We start from the raw sequence: 24,571 nt of genomic DNA on the forward strand, positions 1-24,571 counted from the left end.
ACAGTGAAACGACTTTGCGCCGATGATAGTGCGGGTTCCCGTGTGAAAGTAGGTCATCGTCAGGCTCTTACAGCCCAAACCGCCCTTCTGCTCTGCTGAGTAGAAGGGCGTTTTGCTTTGGGCCGCACGCAAGCACGTTTACATTCAACTAGCTTCTATTTCTCCGCGTTATGCAGCTGCAAGATATTCTGTATTCCCAAGGCTTTGGCACCCGCCGTGTCTGCGCGGGGTTGGTACAGCAGGGCTGGGTATCGGTGCGCGAATCGTCGTCCGACACCCAGGGTTACGAGCCGTGCACCGACGCGGCAGCCGAGCTGGAGCCGGAAGGGTTGATACTGCGCGTTCAGGGCGTCGATTGGCCCTATCACGCTAAAGCGTATGTGTTGCTGCACAAGCCCGCAGGCACCGAATGCTCTCAAAAGCCTTCGACTTACCCGAGCATCTATACCTTGCTGCCGCCCCCTTTGCGCCAGCGGCCTACGAAAAGTGCGGTTCAAGGGGTGCAGGCTGTGGGCCGGCTGGACCAGGACACCACAGGATTGCTGTTGCTGAGCGATGATGGACAGTTCATTCACCGGATGAGTTCGCCCAAGAAACATGTAGCCAAGGTGTACCAAGTCACCACGAAGCACCCCGTGGATGGCGGACAGATCGCAAAGCTGCTTGCAGGCGTGGTGCTCGACGACGATCCAAAACCGGTGAGGGCAGCGGCCTGCGAGCAAGTGGAGAGCCATCGGCTGGCCCTCACGCTGACGGAAGGAAAATACCACCAGGTCAAGCGCATGCTCGCTGCTGTTGGCAATCGCGTGGAGGGGCTGCATCGGTCGCGCATCGGTGCGATGGAGTTGCCATCTGATCTGGCCCCCGGTGCGTGGAAATGGCTCAACCACGACGAACTGGGTTTGCTTGCTCAATCCAATTGAGAGGTAAGAGGAGGGGAGCGCACAGCAGCACTCTCGCGTGTATTCAGTGCTTGGCTGCTTGGAGAACATTCCAATGTGGGTGCTACTGATTGAGGGGGCTTGTAGCTGGAAGCACCTGAATCCGTGCCCTCTCGATGCCGAGCTTCTGGCCTTTCGAAGCCTGGTTTCTTGATCCAAGGCCGTTCTACATCAAGGATGTTACGTGTTCCTGTTCGGGGTATCCGCATGGGCGGCGCTACACTCGAATGCTGTGTTGAAAGTGGTTGTGTGAAGATTTTTTCGATTGCACGCGCATACCTTGCGCTGGGTGGGCTCTGGATGTCGATGGGGGGCGTGCTGGCTGGAGCGCCTCCTTTGTTCGTGCTCAATTCCCTGGAAGCCAATGTCAGCGTCATTGACCCTGCGACCTGGACCGAGACCGTCCGCATTCCCACGGGCAAGGAGCCTCACCATCTCTATCTCACCCCCGATGAGAAGTCGATCATCGTGGCCAATGCGCTGGGTGATACGCTGACGTTCCTGGATCCGCGCACGGCACAGGTCCAGCGCACCGTCCGCGGCATCGTGGACCCTTACCACTTGCGCTTTACACCGGACATGAAGTGGTTCATCACGGCGGCCAACCGGCTCAACCACGTGGACTTCTATCGCTGGGATGGCAAGGAACTGACTCTCGTCCAGCGCGTGGCCACATCCCGCACCCCAAGCCATTTGTGGATCGACAGCCGAAGTACCACGGTGTACTCCACGATGCAGGACAGCGACGAACTGGTGGCCATCGACATCGCGACGCAGACGATCAAGTGGCGCATCAAAACAGGAGCCATGCCTGCGGATGTCTACGGCAGCGCAGACGACAAGCGCGTGTTCGTGGGCCTGACTGGCAGTGACAGCGTGGAGGTGTTCGACGTTTCCGGTCGCGAACCCGTGAGCATCAAGAAAATCAAGACGGGCAATGGGGCGCACGCTTTCCGCGCGGCGGGTGACGGACGGCATCTGTATGTCAGCAACCGCGTGGCCAACTCCATCAGCAAGATCGACATGACGACCCAGCAGGTGGTCGAGTCCTACCCTGTTCCCGGGGGGCCCGACTGCATGGAGGTGTCCGCCGATGGCCGTTTCATCTATGTCAGTTCCCGCTGGGCGCGCAAGCTGTCCGTGGTGGATACTGAAACGAAGAAGGTCGTGCGGCAGGTCACGGTGGGCAAGTCTCCCCACGGCGTATGGACGCTGCAGCACGCGCCGCGCTGAACGGCGGGGCTGGCCGTAGCCGGCTTTCCCGGGGTTGGGGGCAGCTTGCCCGCGGGATCAGGGGTGCTATATTTTTTATAGCGCTTGGCGCATGCATATCGGGCGCCAATGCCCAAAACGACTGTAAAACTCCTGTTTACCTCACCTTTGACACGGGCCACATGGCCGTGGCGCCCCTGGTCGCGGAGGTTCTCGCGCGCCAGCAGGTGCGCGTGACGTTCTTTGCCGCCAATGAGCGGACCCAGGAAGGCGATGGCAGCCTGGGCGCCCACTGGGCTTCGTGGTGGCGCGCACGCGCGGCAGAAGGGCATGAGTTTGCCTCGCACACCTGGGACCACACGTACTGGCGCGCCGACCTTGGCACGGTAGAAAACCCTTCGTTCCGCGTGCGTCCCTCGGCAGGGCCTCGAGAGGGGCAGGATTTCGTGCTGACGGCCGCCGGGTATTGCGAAGAGATCGCCCGGGCCGCGGACCGGTTGCAGGTGCTGACGGGCAAGACTCCCCTGCCTCTGTTTCGCGCGCCGGGGGGCAAGACATCGCCACGGCTGCTCGCCAGTGCGCGCGCATGCGGCTTCACGCATGTGGGGTGGTCCCCGGCGGGGTTCCTGGGAGACGAATTGCCCAGTGAGAAGGCCAGCAACGCCGCGCTCTTGCACAAGGCCTTGCGCGAGGTGCGCAGTGGCGACATCCTGCTGGCCCACCTGGGCATCTGGTCGCGCAAGGACCCGTGGGCGCCGGCGGTGCTGGAGCCGCTGATCGTGGGCCTCAAGGAGCGGGGGTTTTGCTTTCGCACATTGCGCGAGCATCCTGACTATGCACCCGGGAAGGGGCGCTGAGATCATGGCGGCGGGGATTGTTTGGGTTGTGCACGGCCGCCGCCTGAGCGCAGGCGGGGCCGGCGGTACGGAGGGCGCGTGACGCGATGGGGTGGCTAGGCAACGGATTTGATGCGATTCAGCAATGGCTTTTTGAAAGCCTGTTGCAGCCAGCGATGTTCGCCATGGGACTGGGGAACCAGCTTGAAAGCGGCTACGAGGCCGCGGGCTGGATACTGGTGGGTCTTTTGCAGCTCGTGGTGATCGCCGCGGTGATTGGCCCGCTGCAGCGCTGGCGGCCGGTGGAGGCCGTGACCGACCGGGCGACGATCCGCACCGACATTCTCTACACGCTGATTCACCGGCTGGGCCTGTTCCGGCTGGGCCTGTTCCTGGCGGTGGACCCGCTGGCGGATTCGTTCTTCGGCGCCTTGCGGGTGGCGGGCATCAGCACATTCCAGCTCGATGGCCTCTGGCTCGGTATCACCGATGTACCCTGGGTCAGCCTGTTGCTGTATCTGGTGGTGTTCGATTTCGTGGACTACTGGATTCACCGGGGGCAGCACCATTTTGAATGGTGGTGGCGCCTTCATTCCCTGCACCATGCGCAGCGCCAGATGACCATGTGGAGCGACAACCGCAACCACCTGCTCGATGACCTGCTGCGCGACACGATTCTCGTGGTGGTGGCGCAACTCATCGGGGTCGCGCCGGGGCAGTTCATCGCCATCGTCGCCATCACGCAGCTCAGCGAGAGCTTTCAGCATGCCAACGTGCGTCTGTGGTTTGGCCGCTGGGGCGAGCGGCTGTGGGTGAGCCCGCGCTTTCACCGCCTGCACCACAGCATTGGGATCGGCCATGAAACCATCAAGCCGCTGCCGGGTGAGGGGGCGAGCGCGGGGCGCGCAAGGTATCGCACCGTCCTGGGCGGCCACAACTTCGGAGTGCTGCTGCCCTGGTGGGACATTCTGATGCGCACCGCCAATTTCGAGCTGCGCTTCGATCCGACGGGCGTGCGCGACCAGGTGGAGGCGGGGCCGACCGGGCAGGTACGGGACTACGGCAAGGGTTTCTGGTCGCAGCAATGGCGTGGCTTGCTGCGGCTGCTCGGCAAGGCTTGAAAGCCCCTGCGGACGGTCAAGACGGTATGCTTGCCGGCATGGGACTTCTGTTTGATTCTTTCTGGCGCGCCGCTGCCTACTGCCTGCGCCCGCGTGTGATTGCCCTGTCCGTGCTGCCGCTCGTGCTGATGGTGGCGCTGGCGCTGGGCTTGGGGTACTTCTACTGGGACGGCGCCGTGCGGGGAATGCGCGCACTGCTGGACGCATCCGCCCTCCTGGCCAGCTTCTGGAGCTGGCTGCAGGGCTGGGGGTTGGGAGATGTCACTTCGGTGGTGGCGCCACTGATGGTGATCCTGGCGGTGGCTCCCGCGCTGGTGGTGGTTTCCCTGCTGGTGGTGGCGGTGCTCATGACGCCTGCACTGGTGGCGCTGGTGGCCGACCGGCGCTTTCCGGCCCTGGAGCGCAAGAAGGGCGGCTCCTTCATCGCCAGCGTGGTGTGGTCGGTCAGTTCCACGTTGCTGGCATTGATCGCCCTGGTGGTGTCGGTGCCCCTGTGGCTGGTGCCGCCGCTGGTGCTCATCCTGCCGCCCTTGATCTGGGGGTGGCTTACTTACCGGGTGATGGCTTTCGATGCCTTGGCCGACCATGCCAGCAAGGAGGAGCGGCAGGCTATTTTTCGCCGCCACCGCAGCAGCCTGCTGGGCATTGGCATCCTGACGGGCTACCTCGGCGCTGCGCCCAGCATCGTATGGGCCTCGGGGGTGGTGTTTGCAGCGGCCTTTTTCATCCTGGTGCCGTTGGCGATCTGGATCTACACCCTCGTTTTCGCATTTTCATCGCTGTGGTTCGCGCACTACTGCCTGGCCGCGTTGGCACGCCTGCGGCAAGAGGCTGCGGGGCCGGTGGCCGCTGAGGCGCCCCCGATCCTTGCGCCGGCGAAGGAGCTGGCGCGCGGACCGGACGCCAGTGCCGAGCCGCCTCCTGCTGCCGCAGCCCCGGCGGCACTCGCAGCGCCTCCGACGCCATCTCCCACCCACGGAACCCCTTCCCCATGAATCCCTCTTTCGGCCTGATCATCGTGGGCGATGAAATCCTGTCGGGCAAGCGCGCCGACAAGCACATGCCCAAAGTCATCGAACTGCTCTCGGCTCGCGGCCTGTCGCTGTCGTATGCGGACTACGTCGGGGACAGCCCGGACCGCATCACCGCGACACTGCGGCGGGCCTTTGCCTCGGGCGATGTAGTCTTCTCCTGCGGAGGCATCGGTGCGACGCCCGATGACCACACCCGCCAATGCGCGGCAGGTGCCCTGGGCCGTGAGCTGGCTCTGCATGCCGAGGCCGAGGCGTTGATCTGCGAACGCATGCAGGACGTGGCGCGGGAGCAAGGTGTGCCATACGAAGCCGAGCGGCCGGACAATGTGCACCGGCTCAACATGGGCGTCTTTCCCGCAGGCGCCCGCATCATCCCCAATCCCTACAACAAGATTCCCGGCTTCAGCTGCGAGGGCGCTGGCGGCGGTGCCGTCCATTTCGTGCCAGGATTCCCGGTCATGGCCTGGCCCATGATCGAATGGGTGCTCGACCACCACTATGCAGACCTGTTCAACCGTGCTCCCCAGGTCGAGCAGTCGGTGGTGGTCTATGGCGCGATGGAGGCAGCATTGACACCTCTCATGGAGCGCATAGAAAAATCGCACCCCGAGGTCCGGGTGTTCAGCTTACCCAGCGTGGATCATCCACAATACGGGCGGCACATCGAACTGGGCGTCAAAGGTCCTGCTCCCTTGGTCCCGGCCGCCTGGCAGGATCTCAAGACGGGATTGCACAGTTTTGGTGCGGAGTGTGGCCCTGAATTGGTGCGCAATTTGTAATGCTTGGTGTTGATCGTTGTTGTGCACCTTATTGGTGCAATCTCGCAAATGTCCTATCGGCCTGCAGTCCGTAGTGCTCCTTCATAGTGCGGCGGCTGCACCCAGCTGGCACGCAAACTGCTTTTATTTCCACAAATTCTTTTTTCAACAAGCGCTTTACCCAGGAGAACCTGATGGCCAAGACCGTTGCAGACGTGATGAAGATGGTGAAGGAGAACGAAGTCAAGTTCGTTGACTTCCGTTTTACCGATACCCGGGGCAAGGAACAGCACGTGACCGTGCCGGTGTCCCACTTCGATGAAGACAAGTTCACGTCCGGCCACGCATTCGACGGTTCGTCCGTGGCTGGCTGGAAGGGCATTGAAGCCTCGGACATGCAGCTCATGCCCGACCCCAGCACCGCCAACATCGACCCCTTCTTCGAAGAAACCACGCTGTTCCTGCAGTGCGACGTGATCGAACCCGGTGATGGCAAGGCCTACGACCGCGACCCACGCTCCATCGCCAAGCGCGCTGAAGCCTACCTGAAGGCCTCCGGCCTGGGCGACACGGCCTTCTTCGGCCCCGAGCCAGAATTCTTCATCTTCGACGGTGTGCGCTGGTCCAACGAACCCGGCAAGGTCATGTTCGAGATCGAAGAGTACGAAGCCCCCTGGAACTCGGGCGCCAAGCTCGAAGGTGGCAACCGCGGCCACCGTCCCACCGTCAAGGGCGGCTACTTCCCCGTGCCTCCTGTCGACAGCACGCAGGACATGCGCGCCGAAATGTCCTTGATCCTCGAATCCCTGGGCATCCCGGTCGAAGTGTTCCACCACGAAGTGGCGGGCGCTGGCCAGAACGAAATCGGCACGCGTTTCAGCACGCTGGTCGAGCGCGCTGACTGGACCCAGGTCCTGAAGTACGTGGTCTGGAACGTGGCCAACGCCTACGGCAAGACGGCTACCTTCATGCCCAAGCCCTACGCTGGCGACAACGGCTCCGGCATGCACGTGCACCAGTCCATCTGGAAGGACGGCAAGAACCTGTTCGCGGGCGACGGCTACGCCGGCCTGTCGGACTTCGCGCTGTACTACATCGGCGGCATCATCAAGCACGCACGTGCCCTGAACGCCATCACCAACCCCGGCACGAACTCGTACAAGCGCCTGGTGCCCGGCTTCGAAGCCCCTGTGAAGCTGGCCTACTCGGCCCGCAACCGCTCGGCCTCGATCCGCATTCCTTACGTCGCCAACCCCAAGGGCCGCCGCATCGAAGCGCGCTTCCCCGATCCATCGGCCAACCCTTACCTGGCCTTCTCGGCCCTGATGATGGCCGGCCTGGACGGCGTGGAAAACAAGATCCATCCGGGCGAAGCCGCCACGAAGGACCTGTACCATCTGCCACCCGAAGAAGACAAGCTGGTGCCCACCGTCTGCCACAGCCTGGACCAGGCCCTGGAGTATCTGGACAAGGACCGTGGTTTCCTTACCAAGGGCGGCGTCTTTACCGACTCCATGCTCGACGCGTACATCGAGCTCAAGATGGGCGAAGTCACGCGTTTCCGCATGGCGCCTCACCCTGTCGAGTACGACATGTACTACTCGCTGTAATCGCCTCCCTGCAGGCTGTTGCTCACCAAAAAGGCGGCCTTGGCCGCCTTTTTTCATGGGGCCGGAGAGGCTGGTGAAACCAATCCCGGGGCCGTTGCATCCATGTACAAAGCCCTGCGAGGGCCTGCTGGTGTTGGATTGGCGATGCATGGTGATTGGTGGATACTCCCCTGACCCCTGCATGGCAGTGCGAGGAAACCGAATGAAGAAAACGCTCATCACCCTGTTACTCATCGCCGCGACGGCACCGGCCGCGTGGGCGCAAGACCGCATCTACCGCTGTGGCAACGAATACACCAACAACGCCGCCCAGGCCAAGGAGCGGGGATGCAAGCTGGTGGAAGGCGGCAATGTCACCGTCGTGCAGGGCACCCGGCCGGCGTCGGCGGCCCCGGCGCCCTCGGGCGGCGGCACGCCTGCGGCAACGGCGGCACCTTCGAATGCACCCCGGGCCAACAGCAACGACCAGAAAGCGCGCGATGCCGATGCGCGGGCCATTCTCGAATCCGAACTGCGCAAGGCCGAGGCCCGCCATGCCGAGCTGGTGAAGGAATACAACGGCGGCGCGCCAGAGCGCAATGCCCTCGATTTGCGCAACCCCCAGCGCTACATGGAACGCACGGCGGAGCTCAAGGCCAACGTGGCCCGCAGCGAAAGCGACATTGCCGGCATCAAGCGCGAGATCGCACGCCTGCCGCCCGCCAACTAAGTCACCTTCCTTTTTTCTTGCATGGCACGCGTGTGAGCTCTTCGCCCTTTCCCGACACCCCAGCCACCGACACAGGGCGATTCCATTCGCTGGATCTGATGTCGACCCTGGTGGCCGTGCTGCGCGCCGATGGCGCCGTGCAATTTGCCAATGCGGCACTGGAAAACACGCTCGGCCTGTCGCGCCGCACCCTGGAAGGCGTGGACTTCTCCACCTTTTTCACCGACCCCGCGTTGCTGCAGACCGCGCTGGCAGGTGCCCGGGGCAAGGACTTTGCCGCCTTGCGGTATGAGGCGAGCCTCAAGCGCCTGCACCAGGACCCGGTGCCCGTGCATGTGAACGTTGCCGACGCCGAGCAGGTGGGCGAGATCCTCGTCGAGCTGTGGCCGCTGGAGCAGCAGGCGCGGCAGGACCGCGAGGAGCGCCTGCTCGACCAGGCCCAGGCCAACAAGGAACTCATCCGCAACCTGGCCCACGAGATCAAGAACCCCCTGGGCGGCATCCGTGGTGCCGCCCAGCTGCTGGAGATGGAGCTCGAGAGCCGCGAGCTCACCGAGTACACCCAGGTCATCATCCACGAGGCCGACCGCCTGCAAAGCCTGGTGGACCGGCTGCTCGCGCCACACCGCCACCCGCACCTGGTGGGCGACGTGAACATCCACGAAGTGTGCGAGCGCGTGCGCTCGCTGGTGCTGGTGGAGTACCCGCAGGGGTTGCGCGTGCAGCGCGACTACGACACCTCGATCCCCGAATTCCGCGGCGACCGCGCCCAGCTCATCCAGGCGCTGTTGAACATTGTGCAGAACGCGGCCCAGGCGCTGACCGATCGCATCGCGGCCGGCGACGCGGTCATCACCCTGCGCACCCGTGTGGCCCGACAAGTAACGTTTGGTCGCCAGCGCTACCGGCTGGCACTGGAATTGCATGTCATCGACAACGGACCGGGCGTGCCCGACACGATCAAGGAGCGGATTTTTTACCCTCTGGTGTCGGGTCGGGATGGCGGGTCAGGGCTGGGGCTCACGTTGGCGCAAACCTTCGTGCAGCGCCATCATGGGTTGATCGAATGCGACAGCGTGCCGGGTCGCACCGACTTCCGCATCCTGATTCCCTTGCCTTGAAAGCGCACGATGGTCCCTGACACGCAACCACAGGGAAGGTAAGAAAAACATATGAAGCCGATCTGGATAGTAGATGACGACCCCTCGATCCGCTTCGTCCTGGAAAAGGCGCTGGCGCGCGAAAACCTGCCCACGCGCAGCTTCACGCACCCGCGCGAGGTGCTCGATGCGCTGGCCGACATCACCGCTGGCGACCCCGCGCGCCAAGGGCCCCAGGTCCTGGTGAGCGACATCCGCATGCCCGGCGGCTCGGGCCTGCAGTTGCTGGAAAAGGTGCGCGAACTGCAGCCTGGGCTGCCCGTCATCATCATGACGGCGTACTCCGACCTGGACAGTGCCGTATCCGCCTTCCAGCGCGGCGCCTTCGAGTACCTGCCCAAGCCCTTCGACCTGCCCAAGGCGGTGGAGCTGATCCGCCGGGCGGTGGAGGAAAGCCAGCGCGAAGAGGTGACGGAAGAGCGCCAGGCCGAGACGCCCGAGATGCTCGGGCAGGCGCCCGCGATGCAGGACGTGTTCCGCGCCATCGGCCGCCTCTCCCAGAGCCAGGTCACCGTGCTCATCACGGGCGAATCGGGTTCGGGCAAGGAGCTGGTGGCGCGCGCGCTGCACAAGCATTCGCCGGTCGCCGACGGGCCCTTCGTGGCCATCAATACCGCCGCCATCCCCAAGGATCTGCTCGAGTCCGAGCTCTTCGGCCACGAGCGCGGCGCCTTCACGGGCGCGCAGACGCAGCGGCGCGGCCGCTTCGAGCAGGCCGAGGGCGGCACCCTGTTCCTCGACGAAATCGGCGACATGCCCTTCGACCTGCAGACGCGCCTGTTGCGCGTGCTGTCGGACGGCCAGTTCTACCGCGTCGGTGGCCATGCGGCCGTGAAGGCCCACGTGCGCGTGATTGCCGCGACCCACCAGGATCTGGAAAAGCGCGTGAAGGAAGGCGGTTTCCGCGAGGACCTTTTCCACCGCCTCAACGTCATCCGCCTTCGCCTTCCTGCGCTGCGCGAGCGGCATGAGGATGTGCCCGTGCTCACGCGCCACTTCCTGCAGCAAAGCGCGCGGCAGCTGGGGGTGGAGCCCAAGCGCATTGCAGATTCGGCCCTCGCGCGGCTCGAGCAGTTTGCCTTTCCGGGCAATGTGCGGCAGCTGGAGAACATCTGCCACTGGCTCACTGTGATGGCACCTGCCCAGGTCATTTCCCTGCAGGACCTGCCGCCCGAAGTGCTGGAAGCCCCCGTCCATCAACCCGTGCCGCGTGCAGGCGCCACCACCGAGCCTGCCGCGCAGCAGCTGCAGCCTTCCGTCGGTGCGCCTCCTCTCCCGCATGCGGGCCCCGTGGCCGCTGTGCCGGCTGAGCGCGTTGGTGGACTGCACCCGCCCATGGCCCCGGCCATTGCGCCAGTCAGCGTGGCCCCCGGGGCGGCCGCCTGGCCGGTGGTTCCGGAGGTGTCCGCGGCGCCGGTTGCGGCCCCTGTCGGCCACGGCTGGGAACAGGCGCTGGAGACCGAAGCGCAGAAACTGCTCGCGGGTGGCCAGCCCGAGGTGTGGGATGCCCTGACGCGGCGATTCGAGTCACGGCTCATCCGCACCGCGCTCACCGCCACGCATGGCCGCCGCATGGAGGCCGCCCAGCGCCTGGGCATTGGCCGCAACACCATCACGCGCAAGATCCAGGAGCTGGGCCTGGATGCGTCAGATGAAGGGTGAAATTGGCCTGCAGCGCTTTATTTTCAAGCGCTGTATGCTATTAAAAATATAGCGTATTGGTGTGGCTGCGCCTCTTGCAGAAAGGCGCCGGACGGTTCGCATCGCCCCAGCCTGTGGCGAGGGCGCGGCGTGCTGGTCGGTGTCCTACACGCAAGCACTCCATGGACCGACCCGGGGCGGCGGGGGTGAATCCAACAATGAACTCACTGTCAACCAACCGGAGAGCTTCTATGTCGGATTTCAACGATGCCAACCGTGACCCCTTGACCAACGAGCCGGGCGCCCATCCCGTCGGCACCGGCGTGGGGGCCGCGATGGGTGGGGCGGCCGCTGGGGCGGCTGCGGGTGCCTTTGGCGGCCCCGTGGGGGCAGCCATTGGCGGTGTGGCGGGCGCCGTGGCCGGCGGCCTGGCTGGCAAGGCTGCCGCCGAGGCGGTCAACCCCACGGATGAAGACGCCTACTGGCGCGAACGCTACCACCGCGAGCCCTACTACGTGGGTGGCCGCACGTACGACCAATACCGCCCTGCCTACGAACTGGGCTGGTCTTCCGTAGACCGCTACGAAGGCGACTTTGAGGCCGTCGAACCCCGCCTGGCGGACGACTGGCGTGCCCGCCATTCGGACGGCCTGGCCTGGACGGATGCCCGTCCTGCCGCCCGCGCCGCGTGGGACCGCGTATCCAGCGCCCGCATCAACAACGAGCTTCCGCTGGACGTGGCGGACAACGAAGACACGGTGGACGTTCTCAACGATCTGCTGGAATCGGCGCGCGACGGGGAGTATGGTTTCACCGCCTGTGCCGAGCGCGCCAATTCGGCGCAACTCAAGGGGGTGTTCCAGCGCCATGCGCGGGAATGCGCCGCCGCCGCCACCGAGCTGGAAAGCGAAGTCCGCCGCCTGGGTGGCGAGCCGGCCTCGGGCGGTACCGTGGCCGGGGCTTTGCACCGGGGCTGGGTGTCGGTCAAGTCGGCGCTGTCCATCAACGATGACAAGGCGGTGCTGCAAGAGTGCGAGCGCGGCGAGGACGCTGCCGTGGCGCGCTACCGCAAGGCCTTGAAGTCGGCACTGCCCGCTGATGTACGGGCCCTGGTGGAACGCCAGTCCCAAGGGGCGCAGCGCAACCATGATGAAGTGCGTGGCCTGCGCGATTCGTACTCGAACACCTGATCGGATCTGATCGGACCGCCTGCACCCCGGGCTCCGGCCCGTGGTGCATGCAAGGGCCCCCAGCGGGCCCATGGCGCGTCTTCTGCCCTGCATGAACCAGCAAAGGCTGCAAGGAGAAATCCTTGCAGCCTTTGTGTTGTAGCCTGCCCGGCGTGCGCCCTGGCCGGTGGAATTGCTGCGGGCGGCGCCGGCAGCAGCGCAGCCGCCTTGCCAACACGTCACGCCATTGTGAGCACCACCGGTGCATGGTCGCTGGGCTGGGGGTTCTTGCGCGGAGCGCGGTCCACCACGCACGCCGTCACCGTCGGGCGCAGGGCCTCGCTCACCAGGATGTGGTCGATGCGCAGGCCCCGGTTCTTCTGGAAGCCGAGCATGCGGTAGTCCCACCACGAATAGGTTTTTTCAGGTTGCTCGAACATGCGGAAGGTATCGGTCAGGCCGAGCGCAACCAAATCCTGGAAGTGCCGGCGCTCTTCCACCGTGTGGTGGATCGTGTCCTTCAGGCCCACCGGGTCGAATGAGTCGCGGTCTTCCGGCGCGACGTTGAAGTCGCCCAGCAACGCCAGCCGCGGGTGGGCCCGCAACTCCTCGCGCAGCCAACGGTGCAGCGCCGTAAGCCACAGCATCTTGTACGCAAACTTTTCCGTACCGGGGGCCTGTCCATTGACGAAATAACAGTTGACCAGCCGCAACGCGCCGGAGGGGGTGTCCACCGTGGCGGCGATGACGCGGGCCTGTTCGTCCGTGTGGCCCGGGATGTTGCGCACCACGTCCCGCAGGGGATGCCGGCTCAGGATGGCCACGCCGTTGTAGGTCTTCTGGCCGAAGGTCACCGCTTCGTAACCGGCCTCCTTCAGCGCGTCGTGCGGGAATTTGTCGTCGGTCAGCTTGAGTTCCTGCAGGCACAGGGCATCCACCGGATTGGCCTCCAGCCAGGCCAGCACCTGGGGCAGGCGCACCGACAGGGAATTCACGTTCCAGGTGGCTATTTGCATTTTTTGAACAGTAATAGTGAATAAAAACAAGGGCTCCGCACTGACTGCCAGCAGCTGCAGCGGTGGCTGCCGTGGGCGAAGGCCCGCAGCGCGCATCGTACCCATCATTGCTTTCTTGTGGCATCAGCCTGTGCATTGCGTGCCCGACATGGCACCGCGGCACGAAGCGCCCCATCCCCCGGGACCACGGGCATTTGTCCGACGCTTCGCGGCCACCGTTCCGCAGACACTGGAAATCTGTTCCCGATGGAGAACTCCATGCCATCCATTCACCAGCAAGCGCTGGCTTGCGTTCTGGCCATGGGGGCCGCGGCTGCAGGTGCCCAGGGGGTGAACACTCCTGCGGTGGTGCCTGGCTTGCAGCCTGCGTTGACCCCAGCCTCCACGCCGGTGCAGACGCCGGCCCAGACGCCAGCTCCCCCGCCCGCGCAGACGCCAGCGGAAACACCGGCACCCGCTCCGGCCCTTACCCCCGCACAGACGCCCGATCCGTCGCGCGACCAGACGCCTGCAAAAACCCCGTCAGCCACCCCATAGCTGGGTGCAAGGGGAAAGGGAAGGGCACGTGCCCGCCGAAGAGGGACTCAATCCGCCGCGCGCACGTAGCTCACAAAACTGAAGGGCAGGCCGTTGGTGCTCACATGGTCGCTGCGGGCGGCCTCGGTCCAGGCTTTGCCTAGCACCGGCGCGTGGGCGTCGCCCTCGAAGTCCCGGGCGATCTCGGTCACCTCCAGCCGGTCTGCCGTCGGCAGGGCCTCGGCGTAAATCTGCGCGCCGCCGATCACCCACACCGTCTGGCGGGGATCGCACTGCGCCAGCGCAGCGTCCAGGCTCTCGGCGCGCCGGGCGCCTTCGGCCTGCCAGTCGTGCTGGCGCGTCACCACGATGTTGGTACGGCCCGGAAGGGGGCGAAAACGCGCCGGAAGCGAATCCCAGGTCTTGCGGCCCATCACCACGGGGCAGCCCTGCGTCAGCTGCTTGAAGTGCGCCATGTCCTCCGGCAGGTGCCAGGGCAGGGCGTTGTCCTTGCCGATCACACCGTTGGCGGCGCGGGCGTAGATGAGGTGCACTGGCATGGCGGGACGTCCTTGTTTTTCAGATGTGCAAGGCGGCGAGGGCACCCACGCCCAGGCCCACGGCGGCCACGCCGTACATGCCGTATTCCAGCCATTTTTTCTTGGTGAGCAGCGCAATGGCGGCCAGCGCGATGGCCACCTGCAGCGCCGTGGTGGCCTGGGCCCAGCGGTGGTGCTGGTGCATCTGGGCTTCGCTCTTGCGGTCGAATTCGTGGGCATCGGCCTCGAGCTTCTCGGCGGCCACCTTGATCTCGTTCTTCTCGGTTTCGTAGCGCTCCACCTTGGTCTGGTAGCCGGCCTTGCGGTCATCGGGCGCCAGGTCGCGGGCCAGTTCGGCCAGGGATTGCTTGGTGCTCTTGGACTGGAAGTAGTTCCACTGGTTGGAGGCCTCGGTCTTCTTGATGGCCGCGTCGTTCTTGAGCAGCCCGGCGTTGGCCTGCGTGGCGCCGCCCATGTACGAGAAGATCGCGCCCACCGTGGCCACGATGGCGGTGAACATCGCGATCTTGTTCATGGACGAGCCATTGCCGTCGTTGCCGTGGCTGGCCGTGGCGTCGTCATGGTGGCCGTGGGTGGCATGCTCCACCGCGTGGTCGTGGGGGCCGTGTACGTGAAATCCGCCGGAAGACATGGATGAAAGCTCGTGGTGGTGGTTGTGGGTGGATGCGGGCTGGGCGCTGCTGCACCTGGCCCTGGGGCTCAGGAGGTGTGGGGTCTCAAGGAGGGCTGGTGCGTGATCACACGGCCACGGGGGCCTTGATCGCCGGGTGGCACTGGTAGTCCACCACTTCGAAGTCCTCGTACTGGTAGTCGAAGATGCTGCCGGGGCGGCGCTTGATGTTCAGCACCGGGTAGGGATAGGGTGTGCGCGCCAGCTGCGTTTGCACTTGCTCGTGGTGGTTGCTGTAGATGTGGCAGTCGCCGCCCGTCCAGATGAAATCACCCACATCCAGGTCGCACTGCTGCGCCACCATGTGGGTGAGCAGGGCATAGCTCGCGATGTTGAACGGCACGCCCAGGAAGATGTCCGCACTGCGCTGGTACAGCTGGCAGGAGAGCGTGCCGCGTCCGCCGGGCTCCTGTGCTGGCGCCACGTAGAACTGGAAGAAAGCGTGGCAGGGCATGAGCGCCATCTTGCCGAGCTCGGCCACGTTCCAGGCGCTCACGATGATGCGCCGCGAATCGGGGTTGGTCTTGAGCGTCCTGACCACATCGCTGATCTGGTCGATGTGCCCGCCGTCCGGGGTGGGCCAACTGCGCCACTGCACGCCGTACACCGGCCCCAGGTCGCCGTCCTCGCGCGCCCATTCGTCCCAGATGGTGACGCCGCGCTCCTTGAGCCAGTTGTTGTTGCTCGACCCCGTGAGGAACCACAGCAGCTCCTGGATGATGGACCGCAGGTGCACCTTCTTGGTGGTGACGAGCGGAAAGCCTTCCTTCAGGTCGAAACGCATCTGGTGGCCGAAAACGCTGCGGGTGCCGGTGCCCGTGCGGTCGGATTTTTCCACGCCGTGGGTGAACACGTGGCGCATGAAGTCTTCGTATTGCGAGCGGACGGGGCGGGCGTGTTCGGTCATGGCGGTTGGAAGGCGAAAGACGCGATTTTAGGGGGCGGCTGCCGGCAGGAACCGGCTAAGCTCGCAGACCTTTTCGCCCAGCTGCCCTTTTTAGAAAGAAGCCCCCGATCATGCGCCCTATCTCTCCAGCCCCTTTGTCAAGCGCCGTGCTAGCCGCTCTTGCGTTGGCTGTGCTGCTGCCGGGTTGCGTGGGCACGGTACCCACGGCGCCCACGGCGCCGCGCAAGGTCGCGCGTCCTGTGCCCAACGAGGTACCTGCCGCGCCCGCCAATCCCTGGGCGAACCTGCAAACCCAGGTAGGCAGCTATCCGGTCGGGGGCTCAGACTTCCTGCGTGCCGGCCCGCTGGCCGAGCGGCTGCGTGGGCTGCTCGGTCTCGCCAACTACAACGTGCTGCTGGACAACCTGCAGGTGAGTGGGCCGCTGCGGCAAGACGGCTCCATGCTCTACATCACCGGTAACCGGCCGGACGCAGGCGACACGGAGGCTGCCGCCATCGTGGTCCACGCCGCCACCGACTCGGTACGCGTATGGCTGCTGACCGGCGGGGAGGAATGGGACGTGCAGGACCTGGGGACCCCGAAGACCCTGCCGGCCCACGTTGCCACGATGATGGAAAACGCGCGGCGCTGAGCGCGCAGCCGGTCTGCCGGATGGCGGCGTGCCCAGGGGCTGGGCGGGAATGTGTTTCTATAATCAAGAATCATTCTCAAAAAGGCCGTCACGCCATGTCTGCCGCTCACCCCCTGCACGCGCTCTACAGCCACCACCACGGGTGGCTGCAGTCCTGGCTGCGCCGGCGGCTCGGTTGTGCCGACGACGCGGCCGACTTGGCGCAGGACACCTTCGTGCGCCTGCTCGCACGGCCCACCGCCATCGCCCCCGACGCGATGCGCGAGCCGCGCGCCTACCTGACCACGGTGGCACGCGGGCTGCTGGTGGACTTCTGGCGCCGGGGTGAACTGGAACGCGCCTACCTGGCAGACCTGGCCCTGCAGCCCGAGGTGCTGCAGCCATCCCCCGAAGAGCGCCTGGCCGCCGTGCAGATGCTCCACGCGGTCGATGCACTGCTGCAGGGCCTGACGCCCAAGACGCGCGCGGCATGGCTCATGAACCGGCTCGACGGTCTCACGCACGCAGAGATCGCCGAGCAGCTGCAGGTGTCGGTGCCCCGCGTGCGCCAGTACCTGGCCAACGCCATGCGCCACGCCTACCACCTGCGTTTTGGCGGCGCGGCGTGAGCAGCGCGGGCTGGACAACGGGCGGCTTGCCTGGCGGCGCAGGCGACGACCACCCCGTGCCGCCTGCCGTGCTGGAGGCCGCCATCGGCTGGCAACTGCGCCAGGGCGAGGGCGCCACGTCGCCGGCGGACGCCCAAGCCCTGAACGACTGGCTGGCGGCACACCCCGACCATGCCCGCGCCTGGCGCCAGCTGGGCGACATCGACCAGCACCTGGCCCGTGCCGCCGCAGGGCCTGGAGCCCGCGCGGCCTTGCTGCTGCCACCGCGCCGGCGCCGTCCTGCCCGTGTGGTGGGCGCCGTGCTGGGCCTGGCGTTGGCGGTGGCCTGCGGCGTGCTGCTGCTGGACCGCCACCAGCCCGTGGGCCAACTGCTGGCCGACCACCGCACCGCCACCGGCGAGCGCCGCGCCATCGTGCTGCCCGACCAGACCGTGCTGCACCTGAACACCCGCAGCGCCGTGGACGTCGTGTTCAGCCAAGACCAGCGCACCATCCACCTTCGCACGGGCGAGGTCGCGGTAGAAACCAGCCATGCCGACCCGGCCGAGCGGCGCCCGTTCGTCGTGCTGACCGAGGACGGCAGCCTGCGCGCCCTGGGCACCCGCTTCACCGTGCGCCGCTGGCCACAGGCGCAAGCCACTGGCACCGATGGGGCGCAGAGCCTTAGCACGCCCGCCACCGAGGTCGCAGTCACCCAGTCGGCCGTCGCGGCCCGCCCGGCGACCTGTGCGGCAGCAGCCTCCGAGCCGTGCAGTGCCGAGCGCATCGTGTCGGCCGGGCAGGGCGCGCGGCTGGAGGGCGGGCGGGTGGACCCGTGGGCAGCCCCGCCCGATGCCGATGCCTGGAAGGACGGCATGCTGGTCGTGGACAACCAACCCTTGGGCGAGGTGGTGGCAACGCTCGCGCGGCACCGGGTCGGCCACCTGGGTGTCGACCCCCGCGTGGCCGGGTTGCGCGTGACGGGCACGCTGCCCCTGGCGGACACCGACCAGGCCCTGTTGGCGCTGACCGCGGCCGTGCCCGTCGATGTGGCCTGGACCACCCGCTGGTGGGTCACGCTCAAGCCGCGTGCTGCGCCCTGAGGATGAAAATGTGAAGAAAATCGGCCGCTACCGCTTGATGGGAAAGTGCTGGCAGCTATCAAAAGATGAGCAACTTGGTGCGGCTGATCGACGGTTCCATTCCGTTCAACCCAGATCCAGCAGCCCAAGCAGATCAACCCAGATCGCCCCTGCCAGCCGGCATCCCATCCACCAGCGACGCCGGCCCAAAAAATAAATGGCCCCGGCCCCCTCTCACTTTTCGGCACCCGTTCGGCAATCAGACAGAGACCGTGCATCGGCGCGGTTGCCCCTCTTTTCTGACGTGACCGTTTCGGAGCCTGACCCATGCCCTCTGCTGTTCTCCCCTTTCCGCTGAACCCCTGCGCTGCAGCGCTGCTGCTCGCGTTGGGCGCTTCTGCCGTGGCCGCACAGCCAGCCACGGCAGAGGCCCCTGCGGCCCCGGCCAGCGCTGCGGCCGTGCGCGACTACGACCTGCCCGCCGGGCCACTGGGGGCTTCCCTCAACCGCATCGCGCGTGACGCGGGCCTGGCCCTCACCGCCGATGCCCAGCTGGTGGAAGGCCGCAACGCGGCGCCCGTGCGGGGCCGCTTCGATGCGCCCGAGGCACTGCGCCGCGCGCTGGCAGGTTCGGGGCTGGAACTGCGGCAGACCACGGGCGGCGTCTTCACGCTGCGCGAGGCATCGCGCCCTGCAGCGCAGGCACCCCGGCTCAGCGATGCCGCCACCCTGGGCGCCGTCACCGTGACGGCCAGCGCCGAGGCAGCGCCCGGCGATTTGCCGCCCGCCCATGCCGGCGGCCAGGTTGCCACGGGCAGCCGGGTCGGCCTGCTGGGTCCGCAGAGCCTGATGGACACGCCGTTTCACATCACCAGCTACACGGCCGAACTCATGCAGGACCAGCAGGCGATCACCGTGGCCGATGTGCTGGCCAACGACCCGTCCGTGCGCACGGTGTCGTACAGCCTGACGAACGCTGCTGCTGGGGGCGACATCTTTCTGATCCGCGGCTTCTCGGTGCAGGACTCGGTGCTGTTCGACGGCATCGGCGGCATCGCCACCAACCGTGCCGTGGCGGTCGAAGCGGCCGAGCGCGTCGAGGTGCTCAAGGGCCCCAACGCGTTGCTCAACGGCATGGCGCCCGGGGCGGGCGGCGCGGTGGGCGGCGCCATCAACCTGGTGCCCAAGCGCGCGGGCGATGTGCCGCTGACACGCCTGACCACCACGTACCTGTCCAGAGGCAACCTGGGCGGCCACCTGGACGTGGGCCGCCGGTTCGGCGACGACCACCAGTGGGGTGTGCGCTTCAACGGCATCTACCGTGACGGGAAGACCGCCACCCAGGGCCAGTCCGTCGAGCTGGGCGCTGCGGCGCTGGCCGTGGACTACCGGGGCAGCCAACTGCGGGCCTCGGTGGATGCCGGCCACCAGACGATGAACAATGAAGCGCCGCAAGGCGCCGCGGGCTTCGGCATCGACGACGGCATTGCCATCCCCAGGCCGCCCCGGGCCAGCCATCGCATCGCGCAGGACTGGGAGTTCGCCAGGTCGCGCAGCAACTACCTTCTGGCCAAGGCCGAGTACGACCTCACCCCGGACTGGACGCTCTCTGCAGCCGCGGGTGGCAGCCACACGCGGTCCCGCTACCTCGCCACCGACGTGTTCGTGACCAGCGTGCAGGGCGATGCGCAGGCCACCACGTACTTCTGGCCCAACTGGACGAACTACCGCACCCTGCAAGGCGGGCTGCAAGGCACGGTGCGTGCCGGCGAGCTTACGCACCGCATCCACCTGCATGCGTCGTACCTGAAGAAGGACAGCGGCTTCACGGCGCAGTACTACGGCTTCGACAGCTTCGCCACGAACATGTATGCGCCCGCGGCCACCGCGCGTCCGTCCATCGACGGTTTCTCATCGCGGCCGCCACAGACCGATTCCTTGCAGTTGCCGTCCGTGGCGCTGTCCGACACCGTCTCGCTGTGGCAAGACCGCCTGTCCGTCACCCTGGGCGCCCGCTACCAGCGCGTGAAGGTCGTCAAGTACGACACCACCACCGGGGCCGGCAGCGCCGCGTACGACGAGCACGCGGTGACGCCGGCGCTGGCCGCGGTGTTCAAGCTACAGCCGAACGTATCGCTCTACGGCAATTACATCGAAGGGCTGGTCCAGGGCGATTCAGCGCCACTGGGCACCACCAACGCCGGGCAGGTGTTTCCGCCGGTTCGCACGAAGCAGCGGGAGCTGGGCGTGAAGGCCGACTGGGGCCGCTTCAGCACCACGGCGAGCCTGTTCCACATCCAGAAGCCGAGCGGGCTGGTGGCCTCCAATGGCGACGGCACGTTCACCTACCAGGTCGGTGCAGAGCAGCGCAACCGCGGGGTCGAGCTCAATGTCTTTGGCGAGGTGGCCCGGGGCACGCGCCTGCTGGGCGGCGTGACCTTCAACGATGCCCGGCTGACCCGAACCGAAGGCGGCACCTACAACGGCAACGCCGCGCCCAATGTGTCGCGCTGGCAGCTGAACCTGGGCAGCGACCACGACGTGGCTGCCGTTCCAGGGCTGACGCTGTCGGCCCGCATGATCGCCAGCAGCGCGCAGCATGTGGACGCCGCCAACCTGCGGCGCATTCCGGGCTGGACGCGCTGGGACATCGGTGCCCGCTACAAGACCCAGGCGTGGGGCCGGCCGCTGGTGCTGCGCGCGGGCGTGGACAACCTGTTCAACCGCAACTACTGGTCCAGTGGCTCCGGCAACTGGCTGTATGTGGGAAGTCCTCGCACGGCGACTCTCTCTGCCACGGTGGATTTCTGACGGGAGCAGTGCTGCCGCGGGCGGACGGGCAAATGGAGGGAGGAGGGGTATGGGCGTCACCCCAGTGGGCCTTAGTGCATGAAAATGTGGATTAAATTGGCCTCTACCGCTTGATAGGTAAGCGCTGGCAGCTATCTATTTGATAGTAATCCGGGGCATTCGCTACGCCAGCGTAGCAACGGTAGAGCCGCCTTATCGCACTCGGTTAGATACCCTGTTGACACATCTAGGTATAAATCCTGAGTATCTGGTGCAAATTAGTATTTGTGGAGGCGTCTGGAGTACCAATCGAGCATCGCAGCATCGGTATCGTTCAGTCCGTCAATGCCTGCATGCCTTGCGCCGGTGTTGAAAGGCAGATTCCCATACCAACGACCGAGGAGACATTTCCGATGCCACATTCCACCCCTGTCACCATGCCCCAGCGCCTGGCCGTCGCCGTTGCGCTGGCTTTGACGTCGCTGTGCGGCGCCGCCAGCGCGCAGACCGAGCTCGTGATCGCCACCGTGAACAACGGCCACATGATCGAGATGCAGAAGCTCTCCAAGAACTTCGAGCAGGCCAACCCCGACATCAAGCTCAAGTGGGTCACGCTCGAAGAAGGCGTGCTGCGCCAGCGCGTCACCACCGACATCGCCACCAAGGGCGGCCAGTTCGACGTGATGACCATCGGCATGTACGAGGCGCCCATCTGGGGCAAGAAGGGCTGGCTGCAGGAGCTGAAGACCGACGCCGCGTACGACGTGGACGACCTGCTGCCCGCCGTGCGGGGCGGCCTGTCCATCGACGGCAAGCTGTTCGCCGCGCCGTTCTACGGCGAAAGCTCCATGCTCATGTACCGCAAGGACCTGGCCGACAAGGCCGGCGTGCAGGTGCCCGAGCGCCCCACCTGGCCGCAGATCAAGGACCTGGCCGCCAAGATGCACGACCCCAAGAACGGCGTATACGGCATCTGCCTGCGCGGCAAGCCGGGCTGGGGCGACAACATGGCGTTCCTGACCACGCTGGTCAACACCTTCGGCGGCCAGTGGTTCGACATGCAGTGGAAGCCGCAGCTCGAATCCAAGCCCTGGAAGGACGCGATCACCTTCTACGTCGACCTGCTCAAGAACTACGGCCCACCCGGCTCGTCGGCCAACAGCTTCAACGAGATCCTGGCGCTGACCAACTCCGGCAAGTGCGGCATGTGGGTGGACGCGACCATCGCGGCATCGTTCGTGAGCGACCCCAAGCAGTCCAAGGTGGCCGACCAGATGGCCTTTGCCCAGGCCCCCACCATGAACACGCCCAAGGGCGCCAACTGGCTGTGGTCGTGGAACCTGGCCATCCCCGCCGGTTCGAAAAAGGTCGACGCCGCGCAGAAGTTCATCACCTGGTCCACCAGCAAGGACTACATCCAGCTGGTCGCCAAGACCAACGGCTGGGCCAACGTGCCCACCGGCACGCGCAAGAGCACCTACGCATCGCCTGAGTTCCAGAAGGCCGCCCGCTTCGCCGCCGCCGAGAAGGTCGCCATCGACTCGGCCAACCCGACCGATTCGACCCTGCCCAAGAGCCCGTACGTGGGCGTGCAGTTCGCGGCGATTCCGGAGTTCCAGGCCATCGGCATCGCGGTGGGCCAGCAGATGAGCGCGGCGCTGGCAGGCAAGACCACGGTGGACGCGGCCCTCAAGGCCAGCCAGGTGTCTGCGGACCGGGAAATGAAGAAGGCTGGTTACTACAAGTAAAGGCTGGCGGGGCCACCGAGGCTCCGCCGCCCACTGCCCATCCGTGGATTGACCAGTGCTGATCCTGGGGCTCGCCATTCACCATGGCGGCCCCGTCGCCCTTTCGGAAACACCATGAACCGCCGCCTGCTCCCCCGCCTGCTGCTCACGCCAGCCATGGCCACGCTCTTCCTGTGGATGATCGTGCCGCTGGTGATGACGATTTACTTCTCGCTCATCCGCTACAACCTGATGCAGCCGGACCAGACCGGCTTTGCCGGGCTGGAGAATTTCGAGTACTTCGTCACCGACCCTTCGTTCGGCACGGCGGTGGTCAACACGCTGCTGCTGCTCGGCAGCGTGATCCTCATCACGGTGGTGTTCGGCATCGCCATCGCGCTGCTCATCAACGAGCCGTTCGCGGGCCGGGGCATCGTGCGGGTGCTGCTGATCTCGCCGTTCTTCGTCATGCCCACGGTGAACGCGCTGATGTGGAAGAACATGATGATGAACCCCATCTACGGCGTGCTCGCCCAGGTGTGGATGTTCTTCGGCGCGCAGCCGGTGGACTGGCTCACCGACCACCCGCTGTTCTCGGTGATCGTCATGGTCTCCTGGCAGTGGCTGCCCTTTGCCACGCTGATCTTCATGACCGCGCTGCAAAGCATGAACCATGAGCAGCTCGAGGCCTCGCGCATGGACGGCGCCAACTACCTGCAGCAGCTGCGCTACCTGTACGTGCCGCACCTGGCGCGCTCGGTGGCGGTGGTGGTGATGATCGAACTCATCTTCCTGCTCAGCATCTTTGCCGAGATCTACACCACCACGGGCGGCGGCCCGGGCGATGCGAGCACCAACGTCACCTTCCTGATCTTCAAGCAGGCGCTGCTCAACTTCGATGCGGGCGTGGCCTCGGCCGGCGCGCTGTTCGCGGTGGTGCTGGCCAACATCGCGGCCGTGTTCCTGATCCGCATGGTCGGCAAGAACCTCGACAAATAACCGAAGCACCACCATGACTGCTCGACGCCGTTCCAACTATCCGCTGGGCCTGCTGGCCCTGCGCACCGTGGCTGCCTGGGGCGTGGCCCTGCTGCTGTTCTTCCCGCTGGCCTGGCTGCTGCTGACCGCGTTCAAGACCGAGCTGCAGGCCATCGCCGTGCCGCCGCAGCTGTTCTTCATCCCCACGCTCGAGAATTTTCACGAGGTGCAGGAGCGCAGCGACTACCTGCTGTACGCCAGGAACTCGGTCATCACCAGCGTGCTGTCCACCCTGGTGGGGCTGATGCTGGCAGCGCCCGCGGCGTATGCCATGGCCTTCTTCAAGGGCAAGTACACCAAGGACATCCTGATGTGGATGCTCTCCACCAAGATGATGCCCGCCGTGGGCGCGCTGGTGCCCATCTACGTGCTGGCGCAAAAGAGCCACCTGCTCGACACGCAGCTGGCGCTCATCATCGTGTTCGCGCTGTCCAACCTGCCCATCATGGTGTGGATGCTGTACTCCCACTTCAAGGACATCCCGCGCGAGATCCTGGAGGCCGCTCGCATGGACGGCGCCACCCTGTGGCAGGAAGTGCGCCTGGTGCTGCTGCCGCTGGGCATGGGTGGCCTGGCATCCACCGGCCTGTTGTGCCTGGTGCTGTCGTGGAACGAAGCCTTCTGGAGCCTGAACCTCAGCGCCGCCAAGGCCGGCACGCTGGCCACGCTGATCGCGTCCTACTCCAGCCCCGAAGGCCTGTTCTGGGCCAAGCTGTCCGCCGCCTCGCTGATGGCCATCGCGCCCATCGTGGTCTTTGGCTGGTTCAGCCAGAAGCAGCTGGTGCAGGGTCTCACGTTCGGCGCGGTGAAGTAAATCCGCAGCCTGTCTTCCCCACAGTTTTTCAAGTTTTCAGG

22 protein-coding genes are annotated in these 24,571 nt (G+C 65.7%); 18 read left to right on the forward strand and 4 right to left on the reverse strand.

The window, feature by feature from the left end:
• The first annotated feature begins 170 nt into the window (after nucleotides 1–170).
• The 11 genes from AC07PV_RS21460 to AC07PV_RS21510 all read left to right on the forward strand — a co-directional run bounded on the left by AC07PV_RS21460 (nucleotide 171) and on the right by AC07PV_RS21510 (nucleotide 12,212).
• Nucleotides 171–923: a 16S rRNA pseudouridine(516) synthase gene (locus tag AC07PV_RS21460; RefSeq protein WP_492253523.1), complete on the forward strand. Its 753-nt coding sequence runs from the start codon at nucleotides 171–173 to the stop codon at nucleotides 921–923.
• A gap of 267 nt (nucleotides 924–1,190) precedes the next feature.
• Entirely contained in the window at nucleotides 1,191–2,174 is a 984-nt protein-coding gene (locus tag AC07PV_RS21465) for a YncE family protein (protein WP_218341545.1), read from the forward strand.
• A complete protein-coding gene (locus AC07PV_RS21470; RefSeq protein ID WP_494631273.1) occupies nucleotides 2,147–3,010 on the forward strand; it encodes a polysaccharide deacetylase family protein in 864 nt (287 codons plus the stop codon). The genes AC07PV_RS21465 and AC07PV_RS21470 overlap by 28 nt, the downstream gene beginning before the upstream one ends.
• Nucleotides 3,011–3,096: 86 nt before the next feature.
• Complete coding sequence (locus tag AC07PV_RS21475) at nucleotides 3,097–4,110, forward strand: sterol desaturase family protein (RefSeq protein ID WP_494631274.1); 1,014 nt, start codon at nucleotides 3,097–3,099, stop codon at nucleotides 4,108–4,110.
• A gap of 38 nt (nucleotides 4,111–4,148) precedes the next feature.
• A complete protein-coding gene (locus AC07PV_RS21480) occupies nucleotides 4,149–5,105 on the forward strand; it encodes an EI24 domain-containing protein (protein WP_218341548.1) in 957 nt (318 codons plus the stop codon).
• The gene (locus tag AC07PV_RS21485; protein ID WP_494631276.1) at nucleotides 5,102–5,923 is read left to right on the forward strand and encodes a competence/damage-inducible protein A; all 822 of its coding nucleotides are present in this window, start codon (nucleotides 5,102–5,104) and stop codon (nucleotides 5,921–5,923) included. The genes AC07PV_RS21480 and AC07PV_RS21485 overlap by 4 nt, the downstream gene beginning before the upstream one ends.
• A gap of 173 nt (nucleotides 5,924–6,096) precedes the next feature.
• Nucleotides 6,097–7,512 (forward strand): type I glutamate--ammonia ligase, encoded by a 1,416-nt coding sequence (glnA, locus tag AC07PV_RS21490; protein WP_218297751.1) that lies wholly within the window; start codon nucleotides 6,097–6,099, stop codon nucleotides 7,510–7,512.
• Nucleotides 7,513–7,714: 202 nt separating this feature from the next.
• Nucleotides 7,715–8,221 (forward strand): hypothetical protein, encoded by a 507-nt coding sequence (locus AC07PV_RS21495; RefSeq protein ID WP_218297750.1) that lies wholly within the window; start codon nucleotides 7,715–7,717, stop codon nucleotides 8,219–8,221.
• Between the two features lie 98 nt (nucleotides 8,222–8,319).
• Entirely contained in the window at nucleotides 8,320–9,342 is a 1,023-nt protein-coding gene (glnL, locus tag AC07PV_RS21500; RefSeq protein WP_218297761.1) for a nitrogen regulation protein NR(II), read from the forward strand.
• A gap of 51 nt (nucleotides 9,343–9,393) precedes the next feature.
• The gene (gene ntrC, locus AC07PV_RS21505; RefSeq protein WP_494631277.1) at nucleotides 9,394–11,043 is read left to right on the forward strand and encodes a nitrogen regulation protein NR(I); all 1,650 of its coding nucleotides are present in this window, start codon (nucleotides 9,394–9,396) and stop codon (nucleotides 11,041–11,043) included.
• Nucleotides 11,044–11,273: 230 nt separating this feature from the next.
• Complete coding sequence (locus tag AC07PV_RS21510) at nucleotides 11,274–12,212, forward strand: ferritin-like domain-containing protein (RefSeq protein ID WP_218297748.1); 939 nt, start codon at nucleotides 11,274–11,276, stop codon at nucleotides 12,210–12,212.
• A gap of 218 nt (nucleotides 12,213–12,430) precedes the next feature.
• Here the strand turns inward: AC07PV_RS21510 and xth are convergent, their stop codons facing one another.
• The 4 genes from xth to AC07PV_RS21530 form a co-directional block, all read right to left on the reverse strand.
• Nucleotides 12,431–13,207: an exodeoxyribonuclease III gene (gene xth / locus AC07PV_RS21515; protein ID WP_494631279.1), complete on the reverse strand. Its 777-nt coding sequence runs from the start codon at nucleotides 13,205–13,207 to the stop codon at nucleotides 12,431–12,433.
• A gap of 584 nt (nucleotides 13,208–13,791) precedes the next feature.
• On the reverse strand, nucleotides 13,792–14,283 hold the full coding sequence (locus tag AC07PV_RS21520) for a dihydrofolate reductase (RefSeq protein WP_218297746.1): 492 nt from the start codon (nucleotides 14,281–14,283) through the stop codon (nucleotides 13,792–13,794).
• A gap of 19 nt (nucleotides 14,284–14,302) precedes the next feature.
• Nucleotides 14,303–14,914 carry a DUF4337 domain-containing protein gene (locus AC07PV_RS21525; protein WP_218297745.1) on the reverse strand — a complete coding sequence of 204 codons (612 nt, stop codon included), beginning with the start codon at nucleotides 14,912–14,914 and terminating at the stop codon, nucleotides 14,303–14,305.
• A 106-nt stretch (nucleotides 14,915–15,020) separates the two neighbouring features.
• Nucleotides 15,021–15,860: a thymidylate synthase gene (locus tag AC07PV_RS21530; protein WP_218297744.1), complete on the reverse strand. Its 840-nt coding sequence runs from the start codon at nucleotides 15,858–15,860 to the stop codon at nucleotides 15,021–15,023.
• 146 nt (nucleotides 15,861–16,006) lie between these two features.
• Here AC07PV_RS21530 and AC07PV_RS21535 point away from each other — a divergent pair, with 146 nt between their 5' ends.
• The 7 genes from AC07PV_RS21535 to AC07PV_RS21565 all read left to right on the forward strand — a co-directional run bounded on the left by AC07PV_RS21535 (nucleotide 16,007) and on the right by AC07PV_RS21565 (nucleotide 24,530).
• Nucleotides 16,007–16,492, forward strand: a complete 486-nt coding sequence (locus AC07PV_RS21535) for an Ivy family c-type lysozyme inhibitor (protein WP_494631281.1) — start codon at nucleotides 16,007–16,009, stop codon at nucleotides 16,490–16,492.
• Between the two features lie 95 nt (nucleotides 16,493–16,587).
• The gene (locus tag AC07PV_RS21540) at nucleotides 16,588–17,100 is read left to right on the forward strand and encodes a sigma-70 family RNA polymerase sigma factor (protein WP_121420580.1); all 513 of its coding nucleotides are present in this window, start codon (nucleotides 16,588–16,590) and stop codon (nucleotides 17,098–17,100) included.
• Entirely contained in the window at nucleotides 17,097–18,182 is a 1,086-nt protein-coding gene (locus AC07PV_RS21545) for a FecR domain-containing protein (RefSeq protein ID WP_494631283.1), read from the forward strand. The genes AC07PV_RS21540 and AC07PV_RS21545 overlap by 4 nt, the downstream gene beginning before the upstream one ends.
• A gap of 306 nt (nucleotides 18,183–18,488) precedes the next feature.
• Entirely contained in the window at nucleotides 18,489–20,972 is a 2,484-nt protein-coding gene (locus tag AC07PV_RS21550; RefSeq protein WP_494631284.1) for a TonB-dependent siderophore receptor, read from the forward strand.
• 392 nt (nucleotides 20,973–21,364) lie between these two features.
• A complete protein-coding gene (locus tag AC07PV_RS21555) occupies nucleotides 21,365–22,699 on the forward strand; it encodes an ABC transporter substrate-binding protein (protein ID WP_056413437.1) in 1,335 nt (444 codons plus the stop codon).
• A 114-nt stretch (nucleotides 22,700–22,813) separates the two neighbouring features.
• Nucleotides 22,814–23,677 carry a carbohydrate ABC transporter permease gene (locus AC07PV_RS21560; RefSeq protein ID WP_369642826.1) on the forward strand — a complete coding sequence of 288 codons (864 nt, stop codon included), beginning with the start codon at nucleotides 22,814–22,816 and terminating at the stop codon, nucleotides 23,675–23,677.
• A 13-nt stretch (nucleotides 23,678–23,690) separates the two neighbouring features.
• Entirely contained in the window at nucleotides 23,691–24,530 is an 840-nt protein-coding gene (locus AC07PV_RS21565) for a carbohydrate ABC transporter permease (RefSeq protein WP_218341559.1), read from the forward strand.
• Nucleotides 24,531–24,571: the final 41 nt, after the last annotated feature.

Source organism: Acidovorax sp. GW821-FHT09A11 (genome assembly GCF_059418365.1).

Excerpts from the sequence above, each read along its gene's own strand:
- AC07PV_RS21460 (WP_492253523.1), top strand. The coding sequence starts at position 171 with ATGCAGCTGCAAGATATTCTGTATTCCCAAGGCTTTGGCACCCGCCGT.
- AC07PV_RS21470 (WP_494631273.1), top strand. The coding sequence starts at position 2,147 with ATGGACGCTGCAGCACGCGCCGCGCTGAACGGCGGGGCTGGCCGTAGC.
- AC07PV_RS21475 (WP_494631274.1), top strand. The coding sequence starts at position 3,097 with ATGGGGTGGCTAGGCAACGGATTTGATGCGATTCAGCAATGGCTTTTT.
- AC07PV_RS21480 (WP_218341548.1), top strand. The coding sequence starts at position 4,149 with ATGGGACTTCTGTTTGATTCTTTCTGGCGCGCCGCTGCCTACTGCCTG.
- AC07PV_RS21485 (WP_494631276.1), top strand. The coding sequence starts at position 5,102 with ATGAATCCCTCTTTCGGCCTGATCATCGTGGGCGATGAAATCCTGTCG.
- glnA (WP_218297751.1), top strand. The coding sequence starts at position 6,097 with ATGGCCAAGACCGTTGCAGACGTGATGAAGATGGTGAAGGAGAACGAA.
- AC07PV_RS21495 (WP_218297750.1), top strand. The coding sequence starts at position 7,715 with ATGAAGAAAACGCTCATCACCCTGTTACTCATCGCCGCGACGGCACCG.
- glnL (WP_218297761.1), top strand. The coding sequence starts at position 8,320 with ATGTCGACCCTGGTGGCCGTGCTGCGCGCCGATGGCGCCGTGCAATTT.
- ntrC (WP_494631277.1), top strand. The coding sequence starts at position 9,394 with ATGAAGCCGATCTGGATAGTAGATGACGACCCCTCGATCCGCTTCGTC.
- AC07PV_RS21510 (WP_218297748.1), top strand. The coding sequence starts at position 11,274 with ATGTCGGATTTCAACGATGCCAACCGTGACCCCTTGACCAACGAGCCG.
- xth (WP_494631279.1), bottom strand. The coding sequence starts at position 13,207 with ATGCAAATAGCCACCTGGAACGTGAATTCCCTGTCGGTGCGCCTGCCC.
- AC07PV_RS21520 (WP_218297746.1), bottom strand. The coding sequence starts at position 14,283 with ATGCCAGTGCACCTCATCTACGCCCGCGCCGCCAACGGTGTGATCGGC.
- AC07PV_RS21525 (WP_218297745.1), bottom strand. The coding sequence starts at position 14,914 with ATGTCTTCCGGCGGATTTCACGTACACGGCCCCCACGACCACGCGGTG.
- AC07PV_RS21530 (WP_218297744.1), bottom strand. The coding sequence starts at position 15,860 with ATGACCGAACACGCCCGCCCCGTCCGCTCGCAATACGAAGACTTCATG.
- AC07PV_RS21540 (WP_121420580.1), top strand. The coding sequence starts at position 16,588 with ATGTCTGCCGCTCACCCCCTGCACGCGCTCTACAGCCACCACCACGGG.
- AC07PV_RS21550 (WP_494631284.1), top strand. The coding sequence starts at position 18,489 with ATGCCCTCTGCTGTTCTCCCCTTTCCGCTGAACCCCTGCGCTGCAGCG.
- AC07PV_RS21555 (WP_056413437.1), top strand. The coding sequence starts at position 21,365 with ATGCCACATTCCACCCCTGTCACCATGCCCCAGCGCCTGGCCGTCGCC.
- AC07PV_RS21560 (WP_369642826.1), top strand. The coding sequence starts at position 22,814 with ATGAACCGCCGCCTGCTCCCCCGCCTGCTGCTCACGCCAGCCATGGCC.
- AC07PV_RS21565 (WP_218341559.1), top strand. The coding sequence starts at position 23,691 with ATGACTGCTCGACGCCGTTCCAACTATCCGCTGGGCCTGCTGGCCCTG.